This window comes from Aeromonas sp. JL9 (genome assembly GCF_024436075.1).
GTDB classification, from domain to species: Bacteria; Pseudomonadota; Gammaproteobacteria; order Enterobacterales; family Aeromonadaceae; genus Aeromonas; species Aeromonas veronii.
This window is the reverse complement of sequence record NZ_JANFNV010000020.1, coordinates 62,041-79,279: the sequence shown is the minus strand read 5'-3', so window position 1 is coordinate 79,279 and position 17,239 is coordinate 62,041. Positions and strand designations below refer to the sequence as shown.

Sequence of the window (17,239 nt, the reverse complement as noted above, 5' to 3'; positions counted from 1 at the left end):
ATACAATGACGGGATACCGCCAGCAAAAGCCGAGGTTCGGCCTAACCAAGTGTCCGGATTTAGTTGACCACTACAGTCACTGGTTTAGATCCGATTTTTTCCTTAAGTTTCCTCTCGACTCGCCGATATATAAGGTAAGCGGCGTTAATGCGATGAAGCGTTGAAAAAAATGCTAAAGACATCCAAAAACGAGCCGTTAAATAAGACGCATCGGGCACAAAAAATAATAAAGCCTGAGCAAATAGAAGAGTAAATTTAATAGCTTAGGAGAATAGTCATGGGCCTTTATATCAACACTAACGTTTCATCACTCAACGCCCAGCGTAATCTGATGAATACGACCAAATCACTGGATACTTCTTACACTCGACTGGCATCTGGTTTGCGTATCAACAGCGCCAAAGATGATGCCGCGGGTCTGCAAATTTCCAACCGTTTGACCTCTCAAATCAACGGGTTGGATCAGGGTAACCGCAACGCCAACGACGGTATCTCTGTAGCTCAGACTGCTGAAGGTGCGATGGATGAGATTACTTCCATGCTTCAGCGTATGCGTACTCTGGCTCAACAATCTGCCAATGGCTCCAATAATACTGACGATAGAGTCGCACTCCAACAAGAGTACACTCAGCTGATTACCGAGATTGATCGAGTTGCAAAAGATACTACTTTTGGTGGTCAAAATTTATTGAATGGGAATTATTTTGGTACTTTCCAAGTAGGTGCGGATGCAGGACAGACAATTACTTTTAAGATGACATCCGCCTTTACATTGAATGGAATAGCGACAGCCACTAAAGGAAGTGCCACCGTTCAATCTGTTGCAACAGCCGACAAGTATTCGGTCACGAAATCAACAACAGCAGCAACAACGACCAGCGTTGGCAGTATACAGACTGCGAGTGCAGCTCAGTTGGCGATGGCTAACCTAGACTTCATGATCAAAGTTGTCGATAGCAAACGAGCAGAATTGGGGGCGGTGCAAAACCGTTTTGATTCAACCATTCGCAACCAGGCAAACGTCTCAGAAAACGTCAGTGCAGCTCGCTCACGGATCCGTGACGCAGACTTTGCGACAGAAACCGCCAATCTGACCAAACAAAACATTTTGCAACAGGCTGCCTCTACAATCTTGGGTCAGGCCAACCAGCGCCCCCAGTCTGCCCTTTCGTTGCTGCAAGGTTAATAAAAGAAAACAGGGCGGTTGTTCAGGCCGCCCTGGTCAAGAGATGGAACAAAGGGGTGTTCGGGTCGCACTCTGTTCTATCGGGAGAGATATAATTCTCTACTAGTAATGCCAAGTGTTGTCCAGCTGTTCAGTTCTGTCACGCTTGGTCATATTCTCCTGAGCATATGCTCATCTTTAGGCCGGTTCACCGGCCTCTTTTTATTGTGTCGCCAAATTGACGGCACTCTGTCAGTACCAAGCATGAACCATGCCAATGACCTCCCTCCCGTTGCTGTGAGTCTTCGTCAGTGCTTGGTTGTCGGGCTAAGTCGCTTTGTTTACGTTCCATTGCCGCCTAACGGAGAAAACTTGCCGCTTTAGGCAACAATTTTCCTAAAGCTTGTCTCTGCACTGCCGTTAAATAAAGTGAAGCAATCGAGGGGTGTTCGGAATCCAACGTTTGCACTACTGCGGGTGGCCTGTTCGTTCAAACAGACACCCGCCTGAAGAGACAGGCATGTTCAACCTTCTCTTCAAACGGTGGGCCGTCGTTTTGTTTAGACGACGCAACCTGCAGTTGCATGTTCTTCGGGAGAATATTTTATGGCCATGTACATTAACACTAACGTTTCATCACTGAACGCCCAGCGTAACTTGATGAACACTAACAAGTCGCTGGATACCTCCTATACCAGGTTGGCATCCGGCCTTCGTATCAACACAGCTAAAGATGATGCTGCCGGTTTGCAGATCTCTAACCGTTTGACTTCACAGGTTAACGGTTTGGATCAAGGTAATCGTAACGCTAACGATGGCATTTCTGTGGCGCAAACTGCGGAAGGTGCGATGGATGAAGTGACCTCCATGTTGCAACGGATGCGTACTTTGGCTCAACAATCTGCAAACGGTTCCAACAACACAGATGATCGTGTTGCTTTGCAGCAGGAATATGATCAACTGATTACAGAAATTGATCGTATTTCCGAGGACACAACTTTTGGTGGCCAGAAATTATTAGATGGTAGCTATAAGGGAACTTTCCAAGTCGGGGCTGATGCGGGTCAGACCATCTCTTTCAAAATGACATCCGCATTCAGTATGAATGGGATTGCTCAAGCGACAAAGGGTAGCGCGACAGTCGCGTCTAGTGCATCCGCAGATAAATATACTGTGACCAAGGGAACAACCGCAGCTACCACGACTAGTGTTAGCAGTATCAAAACAGCAAGTGGAGCTCAGCTTGCGATGGCTAACCTTGATTTTATGATCAAGGCAGTTGATAGCAAGCGAGCAGAGTTGGGGGCGGTACAAAACCGTTTTGACTCCACCATTCGCAACCAGTCCAATGTGTCCGAGAACCTGAGTGCTGCACGTTCGCGTATCCGTGATGCAGACTTTGCGACAGAAACAGCCAACCTGACCAAGCAGAATATCCTGCAGCAGGCGGCGTCCAGCATCTTGGCGCAAGCCAACCAAAGACCGCAATCTGCTCTGTCCCTGTTGGGTTAACCGGCAGTGATGAGATAGAAAAGGAGCGACGATATGGCCAATGACATTGGAATCCCCTCATCGGTCACTCCTTCTTCTCTTCAGTCAAGTAGCAAGAGCGGCCAATCGGCCGCTCAAGTGCTATCTGGCATGGCGGAAGAGCAGCGGGTGATGACACAGGATGTGGAAAAGCAACAAGAGGAGCGAGCCAAAGAGAAGGTTCGCAAGTCTGATGTCTCTGATAAGGACATTGAAAAAGAGGTACAAAACTTGCAGGAGTTCAGCAAGTTACAGGGATGGACCGTCAACTTCAGCGTCGAAAAGGATCTCGAGCAAGTTGTTATCAAGGTGATGGACGCCAATACCAAGTCAATGATCCGTCAGATCCCAAGTGAAGAGTTGCTGGCTATCAGCAAGCGTCTCAAGGATCTGCGTGAAGGTGATGTTATAGGTGGTGGCTCAAGAGTCGGATTATTGCTTGATAAAGAGATTTAATACGCAAGTTTTACGAGGAGAGTGAGAATGGCCACTATTACGTCTGCTGGTGCGGGTTCACAGCTGGATCTGGAGTCTGTTATTGCTGCAAGCGTCAATGCCAAGAAGGCACAGCTGATGCAGCCCATCACCACCAAGAAGACCAATGCTCAGATCACTCTCTCAGGGGTTGGGCAGTTGAAATCGGCCATCGCCTCTTTTGTGACGACACTCCAAGCCATGTCCAAGGATGATGCGTTCAACAAACGCTCGATTAATATTACCCAGGATAAAGATAATCCGGTGCTTAAGGTGGAGAGCAAAACGGGTTCCTCTAACGGGCAATACGATATAACTGTCGAAAAGTTGGCGAAAACTAGCAAATTTGAAGGCAGTTTTGACTCTTCGACAACTCCAATGATCACTCAAGATGGAACTTTGACGTTTAAGGCCGGTGATAAAACCTTTGATGTTGATGTGAAAGCTGGGGACTCGTTACAGTCCATTCGTAAACGCATCAATAATGATGGTGATAATTTTGGTCTTAATGTCAACATCATGAACACATCTGATGGTAAATCTAAACTCGTTATTGACTCTGGGGTGAGTGGGAGTGGCAAGGATCTGGTGATCACCGGAAGTACCACTGAGTTGGCAGATAACTTCACTTCTAAATTGTCAAAAACTCAATCCGCGCAAGATGCTCAAATCAAGGTAGATGGAAATACGCTGACCAGTGCTACCAACACATTTGATGGCACTATAGTTGGCCTCAAACTGACAGTTTTGAGGGAATCAGATAGTACGAGTACGACTGCAAGCGATGGTTCGGTGACCAAGACGTACAAGTCCAACAAAGTTGACGTGACCACCGACAAAGCTGGCATCAAGGACATGGTCAAAAGCTTTGTTGACGGTTACAACGCACTGGTTAAGAAGAGTAATGATCTTGGCAAGCGCAACTCGATAGTGGCAGGGAAGAGCCAGAACGATGGCGGTGCTCTGGCGGGGGATGCAACGACGCGTGCCGTGGTCAATATGATGAATGGCATTATCACCGAGCCCTCACAAAAGTCCTCTACTTACTCAACGATTTTCCAGATGGGTATAAAGATGGATAACAAGGGGGTATTGTCTATCGACGATACCAAGTTCAACGAGGCTATCGACAAGAATTTCGATCAGGTCGTGGCAGTTTTTGGCGGCAAGGATGGGGTCGCAGGTCAGTTGGCCAGCCAGCTGGAAACCTATTCCAAGACCGGTGGTTTGCTGGCTAAGCGAGAAGATTCTTTGAATTCAGATCTGCGTGAAGTGAGCCGCAAAGAGTCAGATGTTGCCACTCAGCTGACCAAATATCAGGAGACCTTGCGGGCCCGTTACGGAAGCCTGGATGCTATGCTGGCCAAGATGAACAAGTCGGCTTCATATTTGAATCTGCTGAATACCCAAAATAGTTAATTTGAAGTGATGAGTGGTGTCTCATATGTATCGTAAAAATATAAAAGCCTATACCACCCAGAATCTGCAATCCGAATTGGCAGTCGCTGATCCTTACCGCGTGATTCAACTTTTGATGCAAGGGGGCCTGGAGCGTCTGGCTCAGGCTCGCGGTGCCATCGAACGTCGAGATTTTGAGCAAAAATCCCAATCTATCTCCAAAGCCATGGCCATCATCAACGGGCTGCAAGATTCGCTTGATCTATCTTATGGTAAGGTTCCCGAAGATCTTTTTGCCCTTTATGACTATATGAAAATTCGAATGATGGATGCTAGCCGTGATATGGATATTACAGCTGTCGATGAGGTTATGAATCTGATGCTGACCGTGAAAAGCGGTTGGGATGCCATTCCTGTCGAGGAGCGTGACAAGGCCTTGGCTCAACAAAAGATGGGCCGAGCCGAATGAGTAATAACCGTTTGCCAGAATTAATCGCAGCTGGTCAAGAGTTACTGACCTTGTTCGAACAGGAGGATGTGCAAACGGCTGAACAGTTGATCGATCATTATCTCATTCTCCTTGATGCTGTTTTCCAGCATATCCAGCCACATGTAGTGATTGATATGGAGCACCAGCAAGCATTGATGCAGTTTCAAACCCTACATGATCTGATAGAAAATGCAAAGAATCAGACTGAGGCAGCTTTGTGGAAATTTTCAAAAGCAGGTCGAGCATCTGATATGTACAAGCTGAACGCAGGTTAGTGCTACATGGATATTCATCAAAAAATTACAGATATAGAAAATGAGTTGGCCCGACTAGCGCAACAAAAGCGGCAAGAGGCAGCAATGCAGGAAGTACTCCCGCTGCGTTATGAAATCAATATGGCTGCTTTTGCCAAATATATGCCCACAATTCATCAATTTTTCAAGGGGTACCAGCCTGTCAGGCCTTTTCGCTTTTTCTGTAATGAAAACGGTGTTCCTAATATTCTATGGCTGGATGATGGTCTTTCTCTTTATGGTAGAGATCCGTTGCGTGAGGTGCAGGAGCAGATTGCCGACATAATTGAAAACAGCGTCTTGCAATGTATCGATTTCGCGCCGCAGTGGTATATCGATGGCCAGATTCATATCAAATACAATAATGAGATATCCAAATTAAAAGACAAGTCAGCTTTGGAAGGATTGCGCCTCAAGTCGTTATTGCATACCGATATTCCGCTGGCGTTGATGTATGGCATTGGTTTGGGTTACCAGCTTGGTTGCTTGTATGAACAAAGCAAGATCAAAAATCTTTTTGCTTTCGAACCTGATCTTGACATGTTTTATGCTTCGCTCTTCTGCTTTGATTGGCATCACTTACTGGAATACATGGAGAAGGAGTCGATCAGTCTGCACCTATTTATCGGTGTTGATGAAAAACTTTTAGTAGCAGACATGATGGAGGCGTTGCATCGCAAGGGCGCATTCTGGTCGGCAAGCTATTTCTCGTTCTGCCATTATCATTCTCCCAAGCTCCACTCCTTGATTACACAAGTGGAAAGTGAGTTTTATCTGCTCAAAACAGGGTGGGGATTTTTTGATGACAATATATATGCGCTGGCTCATAGCCACACCCATCTGCAAGACGGTATCCCATTTCTTAAACGATGGCGTAATAGTAGTACTTTCGAGCAGGTGCCGGTCTTCGTGATCGGTAATGGCCCTTCGCTGGATCAGAGCATCGAGTTCATCCGGCAGCATCAGCAGCAGGCCATCATCATTGCCTGCGGTACAGCGGTGAGCGCGCTTTACAAAGCTGGCGTAAAACCGGATATCTACGTTGCAGTGGAGCGCACCAAAAGTTCTGCAGATTTTCTTAGCATCCTCAATGCCGATGACTTTATCAAGGATACGGTGTTCCTGAGCGTTGATGTCATCCATCCTGAATGCAAGCGCTTCTTTCGCAAAACAGGATTGGCATTCAAGCCCAACGAGCCAATGTTCTCCATGCTGATTAGCGCGTTTGGTCAGGCATTCGAGTACGATACTATAGAATTTTCCAACCCGTTCGTCGGTAATACCGGCCTCAATTATGCGGCCTTGCTTGGCTTCAAGCAGGTGTATCTGTTTGGCATAGACAATGGCTATAAAACAGCCGGACAGCATCACTCCAGCCTGAGTCTCTATTACAACGACAAGCAAGAGGCGAAATACCAGGCGAATTTAAAGGATACTTTCCCGGCACCGGGTAACTTTGGCGACGAAGTGCGTATCAACCATCTATTTGGACTGGCCATTCATAATATGGAGTGTGTATTGCAAGATTATCCTGAGATGCAATGCGTCAACAGTAGTGACGGCGCTTATATCGAAGGAGCTGCACCTCGACGTGTTGAATCGTTGCAACCCGAATGGCCAGAACTCGACAAGATCGCACTCATAGATGAAGTGATGGCCACATGTTTCCAGCCTTTTGACATGGGCAGTTTTGATTTTGCTGCTGCGTTGCAGGTGCCATTGTTCAACGAGCTGGTTGACAAGTTCCGTGATGACTGGCGTCAAGTTGCCTGTGAACACAATGCAGTGCTGGCCATGATGCAACGCCATCACGACTATCTGCTTTATCTGTTGAAGAGCCGAGAATCTCATCTTTACCGAGTATTGATAGGGTCAATAAACTATTTCTACGCCAATATCATCACCCTGATGATGGCGCAGGTGGCGGCAGAACCCGAGGTGCTGGCGGGCAAAATAAAAGAGGCGCAGGCAATACTGGAGTTATTTTTCGAGGACAGCAAAGTAATTTATGCCGATGCGTTCGATGGCCATGATACCACCTACTTTACTGGCCTGGATGTGTTCAAGCGCTAGTCTTTGAATGTCGGATGGAGATGGTGCTGTTCATCTCCATCCCCTAACAGTATGATATAGAAGTATTTAATCCTTTCAGGTGCATCTATGGCCACCCTTTCCTTGGCTTCCACCGCATTTCTCATGCCCGGTAATGTGGCATGGGCTCCTTTGGCCCGACATGCACAGTTGCAATATTGTCCTCAAGGTCAATGGCAGCCGATGTACGCTTGTGACGGACATCTGGTGCTCTGGTTTTGGGAGCAACTGCTGACCGACAGCGAATGCCACTATTGGCACACCTTGGATGAACCTGCCTTGTCCGAGGCCATCGACACCTGGTTGGAAGCATTGCTCTCGCCACTGCAGGGGCTCCCTCATCTTTATCTCGGTGCCTGTTCACTGCAAGGGGGCGGTGTGAGTGGCGCTCTTCACCCCTGGATGATGCAGCTGGATATCTGCTTTACCCGAGCACTTGCACGTCACCACATTAGGGATTTGGGGCTGGGTCGCTGGCTCTCTGAGCAGGGGCGAGCGCATTGTGTGGACGAGCGTAATCGTTATCTTCTTTCTTGCCCCCTCTCGATGCACGGTTTGACTAGCCTTGCCGACTGGATTGCCGCGTGTTGGATGCTTGATCAGGCGCCGATACGCAAGGTGCTGGTGCTCGATTGTGACAATACCCTGTGGGGGGGGGTAGTGGGTGAAGAGGGGCTGACTAGCCTTTACCTTGGTCAGGACGGTCTCGGCAAACTCTATCAGTCGTTTCAGGATGCGGTGCTCTACTGGTATCAGCGAGGCGTGTTATTGGCATTGTGCTCTAAAAACGAGCCGGCAGATGTTTGGCTGGTGTTTGAGCAGCATGGAGCCATGAGACTCAAAAGGCGGCAGATTGCAGCGTCTGCCATTGGTTGGGGCTCTAAATCTCAAGGTTTGCGACATATTGCCGCCAGCCTCAATCTGGGGCTTGAGGCCTTGGTCTTCTGGGATGACTCCCCCCTAGAAAGGGCCGAGGTTCGCCATGCCTTGCCACAAGTCGATGTCATTGAACCACCAACAGATATTTGGGCATGGCCTACAACCTTGCTCACTTATGGGGGGTTCTCGCGCACCTTCAGTGGTGATGACGCTCTTCGTCAGGCCTCCTACCTGGCATTGGCAGACGCCGCCCAGTTACGTAACGAGGTTGGCAGTGAACAACATTTTCTCGCCTCCTTGTCGTTGCGTGCAGCGATACAGCCGTTGGCGGTGGATAACCTTGCTCGTGCCGAGCAGATCATCCATAAAACCAACCAGTTTAATCTCTCCTGTCAGCGATATGAGGCGAGCGAGCTCAAACGGCTGGCGCAGTCTGGCTGGTGCTGGCTAGTGTCGTTGCAGGATCGCTTTGCTGATCATGGTTTGGTTGGCTTGGTGCTGATCATAAACATCACGCCCAAACTGGCATTGCTTGACACGCTGGCTCTGAGTTGCAGAGTGTTGTCCAGAGGACTCGAATATTGGTTACTGGATGCAGTCTCGGCTGCATTGCGCGAGGCGGGGATCGAGCGCCTGGTTATTGGCTCGAACCGTTGTGCACGTAATGAACCTGCGCTGACATGGTTGGCATCCCTGTCGTTGACCCCCTGTGATAATCCGGATCCCGCCCGTTTTTCCCATGAGCATTACCATAGTCTGGCGCTCGAACAGCTGAATTTGCCTTTTTTGGAGTTTTATCACCATGACTGACCTCTTCACTCTGTTGGAACAGCAGTTTCCTTCTGCAACCGTCACGCGAGGCGACTATCAGTTGGGACTTGGGGCATTTCCGGAATGGGATTCGCTCGGTCATTTCAATTTTCTGTTACTGGTTGAACAGACGTTCTCGGTACGCTTCGAGCCTGAAGAGCTGGCGACGATGAAACAGCTTCAGGATATTCGTGAGGCGCTGTTGCGTCGTGGTCTTGCCCTGTGATTGAAGCTCTCTCTCATATTCTTGGTTCCCTCGGGATCGCACGAGGGAGCGCTATAATGGTTCACTCTGACGCCATGGCTGTGGCCCAGTTTCCAGGACGGTGCAATGAAGCTGGCATACATGCTTTTTGGTTGGGGATGCAGGAGTGGCTTGGAAACGAGGGCACTCTGCTGGTGCCAACATTCACGTATAGCCTGACTCGTCAGACCTGTTTCGACAGGGCGACATCCCCCAGTGAAGTCGGGTTGATGACGGAGCAGTTTCGCACTCTGCCAGGGGTTGCGCGGACTCGCGATCCTATCTTCAGCGTTGCGGTATGGGGAGCGGGGCGTGATCAGGTGGTTGCAGCAGGGGGTCATGACTGCTTTGGTGAAGAGAGCCCCTTCGCTTGGTTGGCGGCCCACGATGGCTGGATTGCCGGTTTTGCCTGTCATCCCGATCGCATTACCTTCACCCACTATATCGAGCAGCAACTAGGTATCGATTATCGCTTTATGAAACGCTTTGAGGGTGATGTCCGCGAGCAGGGAATGGTGCGCCCCTGGCATTGTGACTACTTTGTGCGAAGACTCGATCTGGCCAGCGAGATAGATCTTTCCCGTCTGGTTGAAGCCCTTAAAAATCAGGACAAATGGCACCAGGGGTTATTTGGCCGTTTACCTGTCTGGGCCGTTCGCTGCGCCGACTTTGCCGCGGTGGCAAAAGAGCTGATCGCTGTCCATCCCCATGCGCTTATCAGGGAGGGGAGATGAAACTGCACCATATTGGACTGGTGGTGGCCGAACTGGATCTTGGCGTACGTTATTGCTGCGAGACCCTCGGGCTTTCCCGCTTTAGCGAGTCGGTGCTCGATCCGTTGCAGCGGGTGCATATCTGTTTTGCCTATGATGATGCGGGGATTTGCTATGAACTGATTGCACCGGCCAGTGATGATAGTCCCGTCAGTCAGGCGCTACGTACCCGTCATAACCTGCTCAATCATCTGGCCTATGAGGTGGCTGACCTGGCAATGGCTGCCGAAAAACTGCGGGCCCAGCGTCATCTTCCCCTCGGGCCCAGCCAGCCAGCCATCGCGTTTGGCGGCGCCCACGTCCAGTTTTTCCTGAGCCCCCTTGGCCATATTGTCGAATTGATCGAGGCACCCACCCCATGAGTTTTTCACCCAAGAGCGGTTATCTGCCCACCGACTGGGACGACCAGACACAGATCGGTGAACAGCTGCATCGGCTGCTCACCCTGTTGTTTCCGCTCAACCGCAGCCTGACCGGGGACGGGGTTCGGCAGTCGCTGGCCCTGTGGCGCGAGCACTGCCTGCCCGAGCTGCAGATCCATGAAGTGGCCAGCGGCACCGAGTGTTTCGACTGGACAGTGCCTGACGAGTGGAACGTGCGGGAGGCCTACATAGTGGGGCCGGATGGACGCAGGGTGGTGGATTTCCAGGATCACAATCTGCATCTGGTCGGTTACTCGGAGCCAGTGCGCTGCACCCTCTCGCTGGCCGAGCTTCAGCCCCATCTTCACTCTCTGCCCGAGCAGCCGGACGCCATTCCCTATGTGACCTCCTACTACAAGCGCCGCTGGGGCTTCTGTCTGCCCCATCGGCTGCGAGAGGCGCTGCCGGAGGGAGAGTATCAGGTAGTAATCGATGCCACCCTAGCCCCGGGTTCGCTCACCTACGGTGACTGGGTGCTGCCGGGGGAGAGCGAGCAGGAGATCCTGCTGTCGAGCTACACCTGCCACCCTTCTATGGCCAACAACGAGCTCTCCGGCCCCTGTGTCGGCGTCTTCCTGATGGCCTGGCTGGCGTCACTGCCCACACGTCGTTACAGCTACCGGTTGATGCTGGTGCCTGAAACCCTGGGGGCCATCGTCTATCTATCCCGCCATCTGGACCAGCTCAAGCTGCGCACCCTGGCCGGGTTCAATCTGACCTGTCTTGGCGATGACCGCAGTTACTCCTTCCTCCCTTCCCGCCAGGGCAACACACTGGCGGATCGCATCGGTCGCCATGTGCTCTGCCATCTGGCACCGGGCTATAAAGCCTACAGCTTCCTGGAGCGGGGCTCCAACGAGCGGCAGCTGTGCGCGCCCGGCATCGATCTGCCGGTCACCTCGATGATGCGCAGCCGATACGGTTGCTATGCCGAGTACCACACCTCGCTCGATGACCTCTCGCTGGTGACGCCGGCCGGTCTGGCCGGTGGCTTCATGGCGCTGCGCCGCGCCATCGAGTGTCTGGAGCTGGATGAGCGCTGCGAGGTCACCGTGCTGGGCGAACCCCAGCTCGGCAAGCGGGGGCTCTATCCGGACTTGTCGACCCGCTATTCGGGCTGGCAGGTGCGGGAGATGATGAATCTGCTGGCCTACAGCGACGGCAAGCTGACTCTGTTCGAGATTGCCGAGACCATAGGGACGCCGTTCTGGCGGGTGGAGCCGCTGGCGCGGATGCTGCTGGATGCCGGGCTGCTGCGTCGCATCAGCCCGCAACCGGACTACTCGATCACCAGATAGGCTGGCCCCGGGTTGTGCGGAGTGCGGCGGATGGCGTAGCGATCCAGCCCCAACACCTCCTTGAGGGCCAGGGTCTCCCCCGGAAAGGCGGGCCAGTTGAGCTCATCGAATGCCAGCACCGATCCCTTGGTCAGGTGCGGCTTGATGAGCTCGAGGCAGCGGCGGGTCGGCTCGTAAAGATCAAAGTCAAAATAGGCCAGCGCAACCATGGTCTCCGGCTGACGAGCCAGATAGGCCAGCAGCGTCTCGGTCACATCCCCCTTCACCAGCTCATGCTTAACGATATGCTCCAGCGGGCTTTCCGCCTCATGGGCGGCGAGCAGTTGGGCCAGATGGTGCTCATAGCCCGGCGTCACCCCGTAGGCACCGGGCCGGATGGCGGCATCGCTGCCATCTTGCGGAGCGTGGGAAGGGAAGCCGCTGAAGGTATCGAATCCCACCAGCTTGCGGTTGTAGTTGTAGGGCTCATACATGCCGCGAAACGAGGAGAAGAGCGCCAGGTTCTGACCCCAGCGGGTGCCGAAATCCATGATGACGCCGTGAACCGGCACGATCTTCTGATACAGCTCGTGCATGAAAAGAATGCGGGAGAGCGACTGGCGCTTGAGGTAGAGACCCAGGTTGTTCTGCAGCTCTGCTGCGGGCAGCGGGCTGGCGTGCAGCAACTCGCTGAAGGTCTGACGACGTGACAGCTCTTTCTCGGAGGCGTTGGAAATGGCCTTGATCATCAATAGTCTCCTGTGTTGGTGTCGCCGGCCGGGGTCGACAGGCAGTGCACCACTTCATATTCGAGGTAGTCGGCCAGCCCCAGCCAGTCCTGGCGCTCCTGGCACTGCAGCAGAGCGGCTACCAGTCCGGGTGGCAGGTTGCCCTGTTCGGTGAGCACCTCTTGCAGCAGTTCCGGCAATGCCTGACTCGCAGCGACCGACTGCCCCAGCCGAAACTGGTGCGCCAGGGCGGTGAGACGGGTGAGCTGACCGTTTTTCATTGCACGTACTCCGGGTGATAGCGGCAGCCGGCGATCTCCGCCCCTTCCCGGCTGCAGTTCCAGAATTGCACCTTGGGGTGGCGCGCTATGTAGCGCTCGAGTTCGGTGCGGTAGGCGGAAAAGTTCGGATTGGTCTTGACCCGCCGGCCATGACCGTCGAGGGCCCAGCTGAGTGCCTGCGCGGCGCTGGGGCCGAGGGCACCGTCAGCCCAGCCCGAGTGGGTGAGTTCGCCGGGAAAGGCGAAGTCGGTGCCCAGCAGGATGACCTGGTGGCAACCCATCTGTACGGCGAGATCCACCGCGGGATGAATGACGCTGCCGCCCGAGTGCAGCACGCCCTTGGGGTGCGTCTGCCGCAGCTGCTGATACATGGGGCTGCGGGAGTAGGCGGTCTTGCGCGGCCCCTGCCAGGCCTGCAGGGCTGCCGTGGGAACCGTGGGGTAATAGACCAGGGTGGTCTGGGCCGACTGGGCGGCGGGCAGCCGGTTGCCGTGGATGGCGTCATCTATGGTGACGACGATGTCGGGCCGGATGCCGTGGCTGAGCAAAAACGCCAGTGCGGTATCGACGCTAATCAGAAGATAGTCCTGACGCCGTGTCTGCAACTGGGCCTGCAGGGTGGCCAGGTTGTGCTGCAGGGTCGGACCGCTCGCCACGATCAGCGCCTGCTTGCCCTGAGCCAGACCGAACAGGGAGGCCACATCGCCGTCGCCAGCCAGCAGATCGCGGTTTTCCGCCAGCCGCCGGGTGATGTCGGGGTGTTCGGCGTCGAACCTGGCCCGGGCGAACGGCAAGTCTATTTCACTCACCAGCCGGTCGCGGATGCGGGCGGCGGCATCTTCCACCAGCAGCAGCTCGGGCGGCAGGGCGAAGAAGGGCAGGCGCACCTCCCCCTCGTCGCCGGCCATCATCAGCTCGACCCTGGGGTCCGTCAGCCAGTCCTGCTGATCCAGCAGCCGCAGCACCAGGGCAAACAGGGCGCCATTCATGATCTTCACTTCCAGCCGCTTGAGGCCACTGCGCCCCAGCAGGGCGCGCGGCAGATCGCCGAGTCCGGTACCGTAGAGGTGCAGCACTGGCTGCTCTGGCAGGCTGGCGGCCTGCAGCTCGGCCTCTTTCACCCGATCGTGTCGGCTGGTGAGCTGGATGCCGTGGAGGCTGAGGGTGGAGCCGAGCCCCTCGGTCAGCTCGGCCGGCAGGCTTTCCACGTCTTGTGCCAGCAGGCGGGGCCAGAGGGCGGGCCAGCGCTGGCTGATGAGCCTGCCGTGCTGGTTGAAGAGATCATCACTCATCGTTGTCTATCCACTCCCAGCTCAGTGGTTGGTTAGCGCTCAGGCTGCGGTTGACCCGCTTGCCGATGAGCCGATCGTAATCGGCCGGGGGCAGGCCGAGGGCGGGGCGCACCGACTTGATATGCGCTGCGGTGAGCACCTCACCGGCGGCCATCTCCTTGACCAGATAGAGGGAGCGGCGAAAAGCGCGGTTGCCCTGTTCACTGGCGGTGAGCTGGTAATCGGCCACCCCGAGGGCGGCATGAGCGGTATTGACCGAGGCTACCAGCTCGGTGAGTTCGGCCGGTTCCATGGAGAAGGCGCAATCCGGCCCGCCGTCGGCGCGAGCCAGGGTAAAGTGTTTCTCGATGAGGGTCGCCCCGAGCGCAGTGGCGGCGATGGCCGTGGCCGATCCCAGGGTGTGATCGGAGAGCCCCACCTCGACCCCGAAGCGCTGACGCAACATAGGGATGGTGCGCAGGTTGTATTCGGCGGCGGGGGCCGGGTAACCGCTGACACAGTGCAGCAGGGCCAGCTGGCCGTTGCCGTGTTTGAGTGCCATCTCGACCGCGGCGGCGATCTCGGCCTCGTTCGCCATGCCGGTGGACATGATGAGCGGCTTGCCGGTCTGGGCGGCGTAGCGAATGAGGGGCAGATCCACCAGCTCGAAGGAGGCGATCTTGTAGGCCGGGCAGTCCAGTGATTCAAGCAAGTCCACCGCACTGAAATCGAACGGGCTGCTAAAGACAGTCAGCCCCAGCTCGCGCCCTTTGGCAAACAGCGCCTGGTGCCACTCCCAGGGGGTGTGCGCCCACTCATAAAGGTCATAGAGGCTATGGCCATCCCACAAACCGCCGTGGATCTGAAATTCCGGTCGATCACTTTTGAGGGTGATGGTATCCGGGCGGTAGGTTTGCAGCTTGACGGCGCTGGCCCCGGCCTCCCTGGCGGCGGTCATGATGGCCAGTGCACGCTCCAGGTTGCCGTTGTGGTTGGCCGACAGTTCGGCAATCACATAGGGAGCCTGTTCCTGGTTGATGGGGCGATGATCGATCTGCATCTGTGTTCAGATTCCTGTGCCAAGTTGCCAGCCTTGCGGCGCCGGTTGCCAAGGGGCAGGGGGCGCTATCTGCGGTGACTCGGCAAGATAGAGGGGAAATTGGGAGAAAATTGTCTGCAAGCGATGTGCCAGCTCTTGCCACTCCGTGGGCTGAAGTGACCGGGTGGCCTGCCATGTCAGCCGCTGGCCGTTCAGCGTCAGGGTGAGCAGCAGTTTGCCATCATGGCGTAGTTGCCACAGTTGGCCATCTGGTAACAGCTGATAGTCCGATTGTTGCAGCAACCGGGCGGTGAGCCGATCCAGCCCCAGCCCGTCAACCTGTTGTTGGCCGCGGCGGCGGTAGTCGTCTGACTGTTGCTCAAGCCGGTGCAGGGCTTGCAGCAGTCGCTCAGGCTCGGCCAGCTCGCTCAGGGTCAGCCGCTCAGCCAGCTGGAAGCGGGCGATCACATCGTCGTTGAACTGCTGATTGTCGACTATGGGCACCGCCAGGGTCGGCAGGCCGAGACAGGCTCGCTCCCAGGTCATGCCCCCCGCAGCGCCGATAGTGAAGTCGTGCTGTTGCATCAGTTGAGCCATCTGGTCGCTCTGGCGCAGCAGTGTGAGCGGCAGATCGGGCAGTTCGGCAACCCTTTGTTCCAGCTCGGGCCAGAAGGGATTGGCGCCGCCCGCCACCAGGGTCCACCGGATGGTGAGGGCCCAAGGCAGTCGAGCCAGCGTGTTGAGGGTGATGAGACAGGCTCCGGCCGGATCGGCACCACCAAAGCAGATGAGGCCACGTTGCCACTGGCTGACCTTTTGGCGTGCAAGCTGGCGATAGGCGGGGCGCAGCAGGGCATAGTCGGTGCCCAGCAGCAGCTGACAGTCGGCAGGAGCGAGTGACTGGTAATCGGCGGCGCTGCGCAGTGGCCCCTGATCCAGCAGCAGCTGGCCATGATGAGGGCGATCGGCCAGATCGTCGATCACCAGCAACTGACCACAGTGGATTGCCAGTGTCTGCTCGATCTGCCGATCAATCTGGTAGTGATCACACACCAGCCACTCCGGGCGCAAGTTGGGCAAGGGGCCTGCATCGTCCAGACCACAAAGGGGGTGATGCTGGTGGGAGTGCAGCAGTGGTAATAGGTGCATCGGTAGCTGATGGCAGAGAAAGTGGCACTCGGCGCCAGCCGTTTTCAGCCGATCGGCAATGGCCAGACAGCGCATCAGATGGCCCAACCCGATCTTGGCCCCGGCATCGAGCCGGAAGGCAACCTTAAACGCCATCTTGGGCCAGCACTTGATAGAGCAGTTCGGCCAGATGCCAATCTTCCGGCGTGTCGATGTCGACCACCCTGTGCCGCGGCAGTATGTGGCCAATCCCTTTTCCCCCCACGGGGCTGATCCCTCCCAGCCAGGCCGCACGGCTGCCCCAGTAGAACTGGCCGGCATCCTGATAGGTGGGCTCCAGATCCTGAGAGCGTTTCGCCATCTGCTCCGGCCAGAAGGGGGTGACCCGGCCCTGCTCATCCATGCGCACGGCGCGCTGGATAGGGAAGCCGAATTCGGCCACGGTATAGACAAATGGTGCCTTGCTTGCGGTCAGCCGCTGATAGGCGGCCTTCAGGTCATTGGCCTGGATAAGCGGCACCGTGGCATAGATGCAGCAGTAGTGCTCTGCCTGGATGCCGAGCTGGTCGAGCCGCTGAATGGTGTCGATGACCACAGGGGTGGTACCTGTGTGATCATCGGCGAGGTTGGCTGGTCGCAGAAATGGCACTTCCGCGCCCAGTTGACGAGCGACCTTGGCAATCTCCTCATCATCGGTGGAGACCACCACCTTGCTGAAACAGCCAGATTTCTGCGCCGCCTGGATGGCATAGGCGAGCATGGGCTGGCCGCAGAAGGGGCGGATATTCTTGCGTGGAATGCGTTTGCTGCCACCCCGGGCCGGGATAATGGCGATGGCCATGCGGTTTCTCCATCAAAAGCCGATAAGATATTAATGGCTGCATTGTAGCCCTTTCAACTCGCGCTTTGACAGTCACCTAGAGGCTGATATTCGATTGAACTCATT

Annotated in this window: 18 protein-coding genes; 12 read left to right on the top strand and 6 right to left on the bottom strand. The window is 54.8% G+C overall.

The window, feature by feature from the left end:
• Positions 1–277 precede the first annotated feature (277 nt).
• The 12 genes from flaA to NOM06_RS14645 all read left to right on the top strand — a co-directional run bounded on the left by flaA (position 278) and on the right by NOM06_RS14645 (position 11,867).
• Positions 278–1,186 (top strand): flagellin, encoded by a 909-nt coding sequence (gene flaA, locus NOM06_RS14700; RefSeq protein ID WP_236561956.1) that lies wholly within the window; start codon positions 278–280, stop codon positions 1,184–1,186.
• Positions 1,187–1,771: 585 nt separating this feature from the next.
• Positions 1,772–2,677, top strand: coding sequence for a flagellin (gene flaB / locus NOM06_RS14695; protein ID WP_236561955.1), 906 nt, complete (start codon positions 1,772–1,774; stop codon positions 2,675–2,677).
• A 33-nt stretch (positions 2,678–2,710) separates the two neighbouring features.
• Positions 2,711–3,151: a flagellar protein FlaG gene (locus NOM06_RS14690; RefSeq protein ID WP_069556070.1), complete on the top strand. Its 441-nt coding sequence runs from the start codon at positions 2,711–2,713 to the stop codon at positions 3,149–3,151.
• A 27-nt stretch (positions 3,152–3,178) separates the two neighbouring features.
• Positions 3,179–4,588 carry a flagellar filament capping protein FliD gene (gene fliD, locus NOM06_RS14685; protein ID WP_236561954.1) on the top strand — a complete coding sequence of 470 codons (1,410 nt, stop codon included), beginning with the start codon at positions 3,179–3,181 and terminating at the stop codon, positions 4,586–4,588.
• Between the two features lie 25 nt (positions 4,589–4,613).
• Positions 4,614–5,036, top strand: a complete 423-nt coding sequence (gene fliS, locus NOM06_RS14680) for a flagellar export chaperone FliS (RefSeq protein ID WP_236561953.1) — start codon at positions 4,614–4,616, stop codon at positions 5,034–5,036.
• Complete coding sequence (locus NOM06_RS14675; RefSeq protein ID WP_255912112.1) at positions 5,033–5,332, top strand: hypothetical protein; 300 nt, start codon at positions 5,033–5,035, stop codon at positions 5,330–5,332. Before fliS ends, NOM06_RS14675 begins: the two co-directional genes overlap by 4 nt.
• A 6-nt stretch (positions 5,333–5,338) precedes the next feature.
• Complete coding sequence (locus tag NOM06_RS14670; RefSeq protein ID WP_255912110.1) at positions 5,339–7,423, top strand: 6-hydroxymethylpterin diphosphokinase MptE-like protein; 2,085 nt, start codon at positions 5,339–5,341, stop codon at positions 7,421–7,423.
• Between the two features lie 87 nt (positions 7,424–7,510).
• Positions 7,511–9,130, top strand: coding sequence for an HAD family hydrolase (locus NOM06_RS14665; RefSeq protein ID WP_255912108.1), 1,620 nt, complete (start codon positions 7,511–7,513; stop codon positions 9,128–9,130).
• Positions 9,123–9,356: an acyl carrier protein gene (locus NOM06_RS14660; RefSeq protein ID WP_255912106.1), complete on the top strand. Its 234-nt coding sequence runs from the start codon at positions 9,123–9,125 to the stop codon at positions 9,354–9,356. Before NOM06_RS14665 ends, NOM06_RS14660 begins: the two co-directional genes overlap by 8 nt.
• On the top strand, positions 9,353–10,108 hold the full coding sequence (locus tag NOM06_RS14655) for an AAC(3) family N-acetyltransferase (RefSeq protein ID WP_370688926.1): 756 nt from the start codon (positions 9,353–9,355) through the stop codon (positions 10,106–10,108). The genes NOM06_RS14660 and NOM06_RS14655 overlap by 4 nt, the downstream gene beginning before the upstream one ends.
• A complete protein-coding gene (locus tag NOM06_RS14650; RefSeq protein ID WP_255912102.1) occupies positions 10,105–10,509 on the top strand; it encodes a VOC family protein in 405 nt (134 codons plus the stop codon). Before NOM06_RS14655 ends, NOM06_RS14650 begins: the two co-directional genes overlap by 4 nt.
• Complete coding sequence (locus NOM06_RS14645) at positions 10,506–11,867, top strand: DUF4910 domain-containing protein (protein WP_255912100.1); 1,362 nt, start codon at positions 10,506–10,508, stop codon at positions 11,865–11,867. Before NOM06_RS14650 ends, NOM06_RS14645 begins: the two co-directional genes overlap by 4 nt.
• Here the strand turns inward: NOM06_RS14645 and NOM06_RS14640 are convergent.
• From NOM06_RS14640 to pseF, 6 genes are read right to left on the bottom strand one after another with little or no spacing between them, the layout of a single operon-like run.
• Positions 11,849–12,595 (bottom strand): class I SAM-dependent methyltransferase, encoded by a 747-nt coding sequence (locus NOM06_RS14640; RefSeq protein ID WP_255912098.1) that lies wholly within the window; start codon positions 12,593–12,595, stop codon positions 11,849–11,851. The genes NOM06_RS14645 and NOM06_RS14640 overlap by 19 nt on opposite strands.
• Positions 12,595–12,855 (bottom strand): hypothetical protein, encoded by a 261-nt coding sequence (locus tag NOM06_RS14635; RefSeq protein ID WP_236382315.1) that lies wholly within the window; start codon positions 12,853–12,855, stop codon positions 12,595–12,597. Before NOM06_RS14635 ends, NOM06_RS14640 begins: the two co-directional genes overlap by 1 nt.
• Positions 12,852–14,147 carry a motility associated factor glycosyltransferase family protein gene (locus tag NOM06_RS14630; protein WP_255912096.1) on the bottom strand — a complete coding sequence of 432 codons (1,296 nt, stop codon included), beginning with the start codon at positions 14,145–14,147 and terminating at the stop codon, positions 12,852–12,854. The genes NOM06_RS14635 and NOM06_RS14630 overlap by 4 nt, the downstream gene beginning before the upstream one ends.
• Positions 14,140–15,186, bottom strand: a complete 1,047-nt coding sequence (gene pseI / locus NOM06_RS14625) for a pseudaminic acid synthase (RefSeq protein WP_255912094.1) — start codon at positions 15,184–15,186, stop codon at positions 14,140–14,142. Before pseI ends, NOM06_RS14630 begins: the two co-directional genes overlap by 8 nt.
• Before the next feature lie 6 nt (positions 15,187–15,192).
• Positions 15,193–16,449, bottom strand: a complete 1,257-nt coding sequence (gene pseG, locus NOM06_RS14620; protein WP_255912092.1) for a UDP-2,4-diacetamido-2,4,6-trideoxy-beta-L-altropyranose hydrolase — start codon at positions 16,447–16,449, stop codon at positions 15,193–15,195.
• Positions 16,439–17,134 (bottom strand): pseudaminic acid cytidylyltransferase, encoded by a 696-nt coding sequence (pseF, locus tag NOM06_RS14615; RefSeq protein WP_139411371.1) that lies wholly within the window; start codon positions 17,132–17,134, stop codon positions 16,439–16,441. Before pseF ends, pseG begins: the two co-directional genes overlap by 11 nt.
• Positions 17,135–17,239: the final 105 nt, after the last annotated feature.

Coding starts and splice junctions, on each gene's coding strand:
- NOM06_RS14645 (WP_255912100.1), top strand. CDS start 10,506: ATGAGTTTTTCACCCAAGAGCGGTTATCTGCCCACCGACTGGGACGAC.
- NOM06_RS14660 (WP_255912106.1), top strand. CDS start 9,123: ATGACTGACCTCTTCACTCTGTTGGAACAGCAGTTTCCTTCTGCAACC.
- NOM06_RS14665 (WP_255912108.1), top strand. CDS start 7,511: ATGGCCACCCTTTCCTTGGCTTCCACCGCATTTCTCATGCCCGGTAAT.
- fliD (WP_236561954.1), top strand. CDS start 3,179: ATGGCCACTATTACGTCTGCTGGTGCGGGTTCACAGCTGGATCTGGAG.
- NOM06_RS14670 (WP_255912110.1), top strand. CDS start 5,339: ATGGATATTCATCAAAAAATTACAGATATAGAAAATGAGTTGGCCCGA.
- flaB (WP_236561955.1), top strand. CDS start 1,772: ATGGCCATGTACATTAACACTAACGTTTCATCACTGAACGCCCAGCGT.
- NOM06_RS14640 (WP_255912098.1), bottom strand. CDS start 12,595: ATGATCAAGGCCATTTCCAACGCCTCCGAGAAAGAGCTGTCACGTCGT.
- NOM06_RS14635 (WP_236382315.1), bottom strand. CDS start 12,855: ATGAAAAACGGTCAGCTCACCCGTCTCACCGCCCTGGCGCACCAGTTT.
- pseF (WP_139411371.1), bottom strand. CDS start 17,134: ATGGCCATCGCCATTATCCCGGCCCGGGGTGGCAGCAAACGCATTCCA.
- NOM06_RS14675 (WP_255912112.1), top strand. CDS start 5,033: ATGAGTAATAACCGTTTGCCAGAATTAATCGCAGCTGGTCAAGAGTTA.
- fliS (WP_236561953.1), top strand. CDS start 4,614: ATGTATCGTAAAAATATAAAAGCCTATACCACCCAGAATCTGCAATCC.
- NOM06_RS14650 (WP_255912102.1), top strand. CDS start 10,105: ATGAAACTGCACCATATTGGACTGGTGGTGGCCGAACTGGATCTTGGC.
- NOM06_RS14630 (WP_255912096.1), bottom strand. CDS start 14,147: ATGAGTGATGATCTCTTCAACCAGCACGGCAGGCTCATCAGCCAGCGC.
- flaA (WP_236561956.1), top strand. CDS start 278: ATGGGCCTTTATATCAACACTAACGTTTCATCACTCAACGCCCAGCGT.
- NOM06_RS14690 (WP_069556070.1), top strand. CDS start 2,711: ATGGCCAATGACATTGGAATCCCCTCATCGGTCACTCCTTCTTCTCTT.
- pseI (WP_255912094.1), bottom strand. CDS start 15,186: ATGCAGATCGATCATCGCCCCATCAACCAGGAACAGGCTCCCTATGTG.
- pseG (WP_255912092.1), bottom strand. CDS start 16,449: ATGGCGTTTAAGGTTGCCTTCCGGCTCGATGCCGGGGCCAAGATCGGG.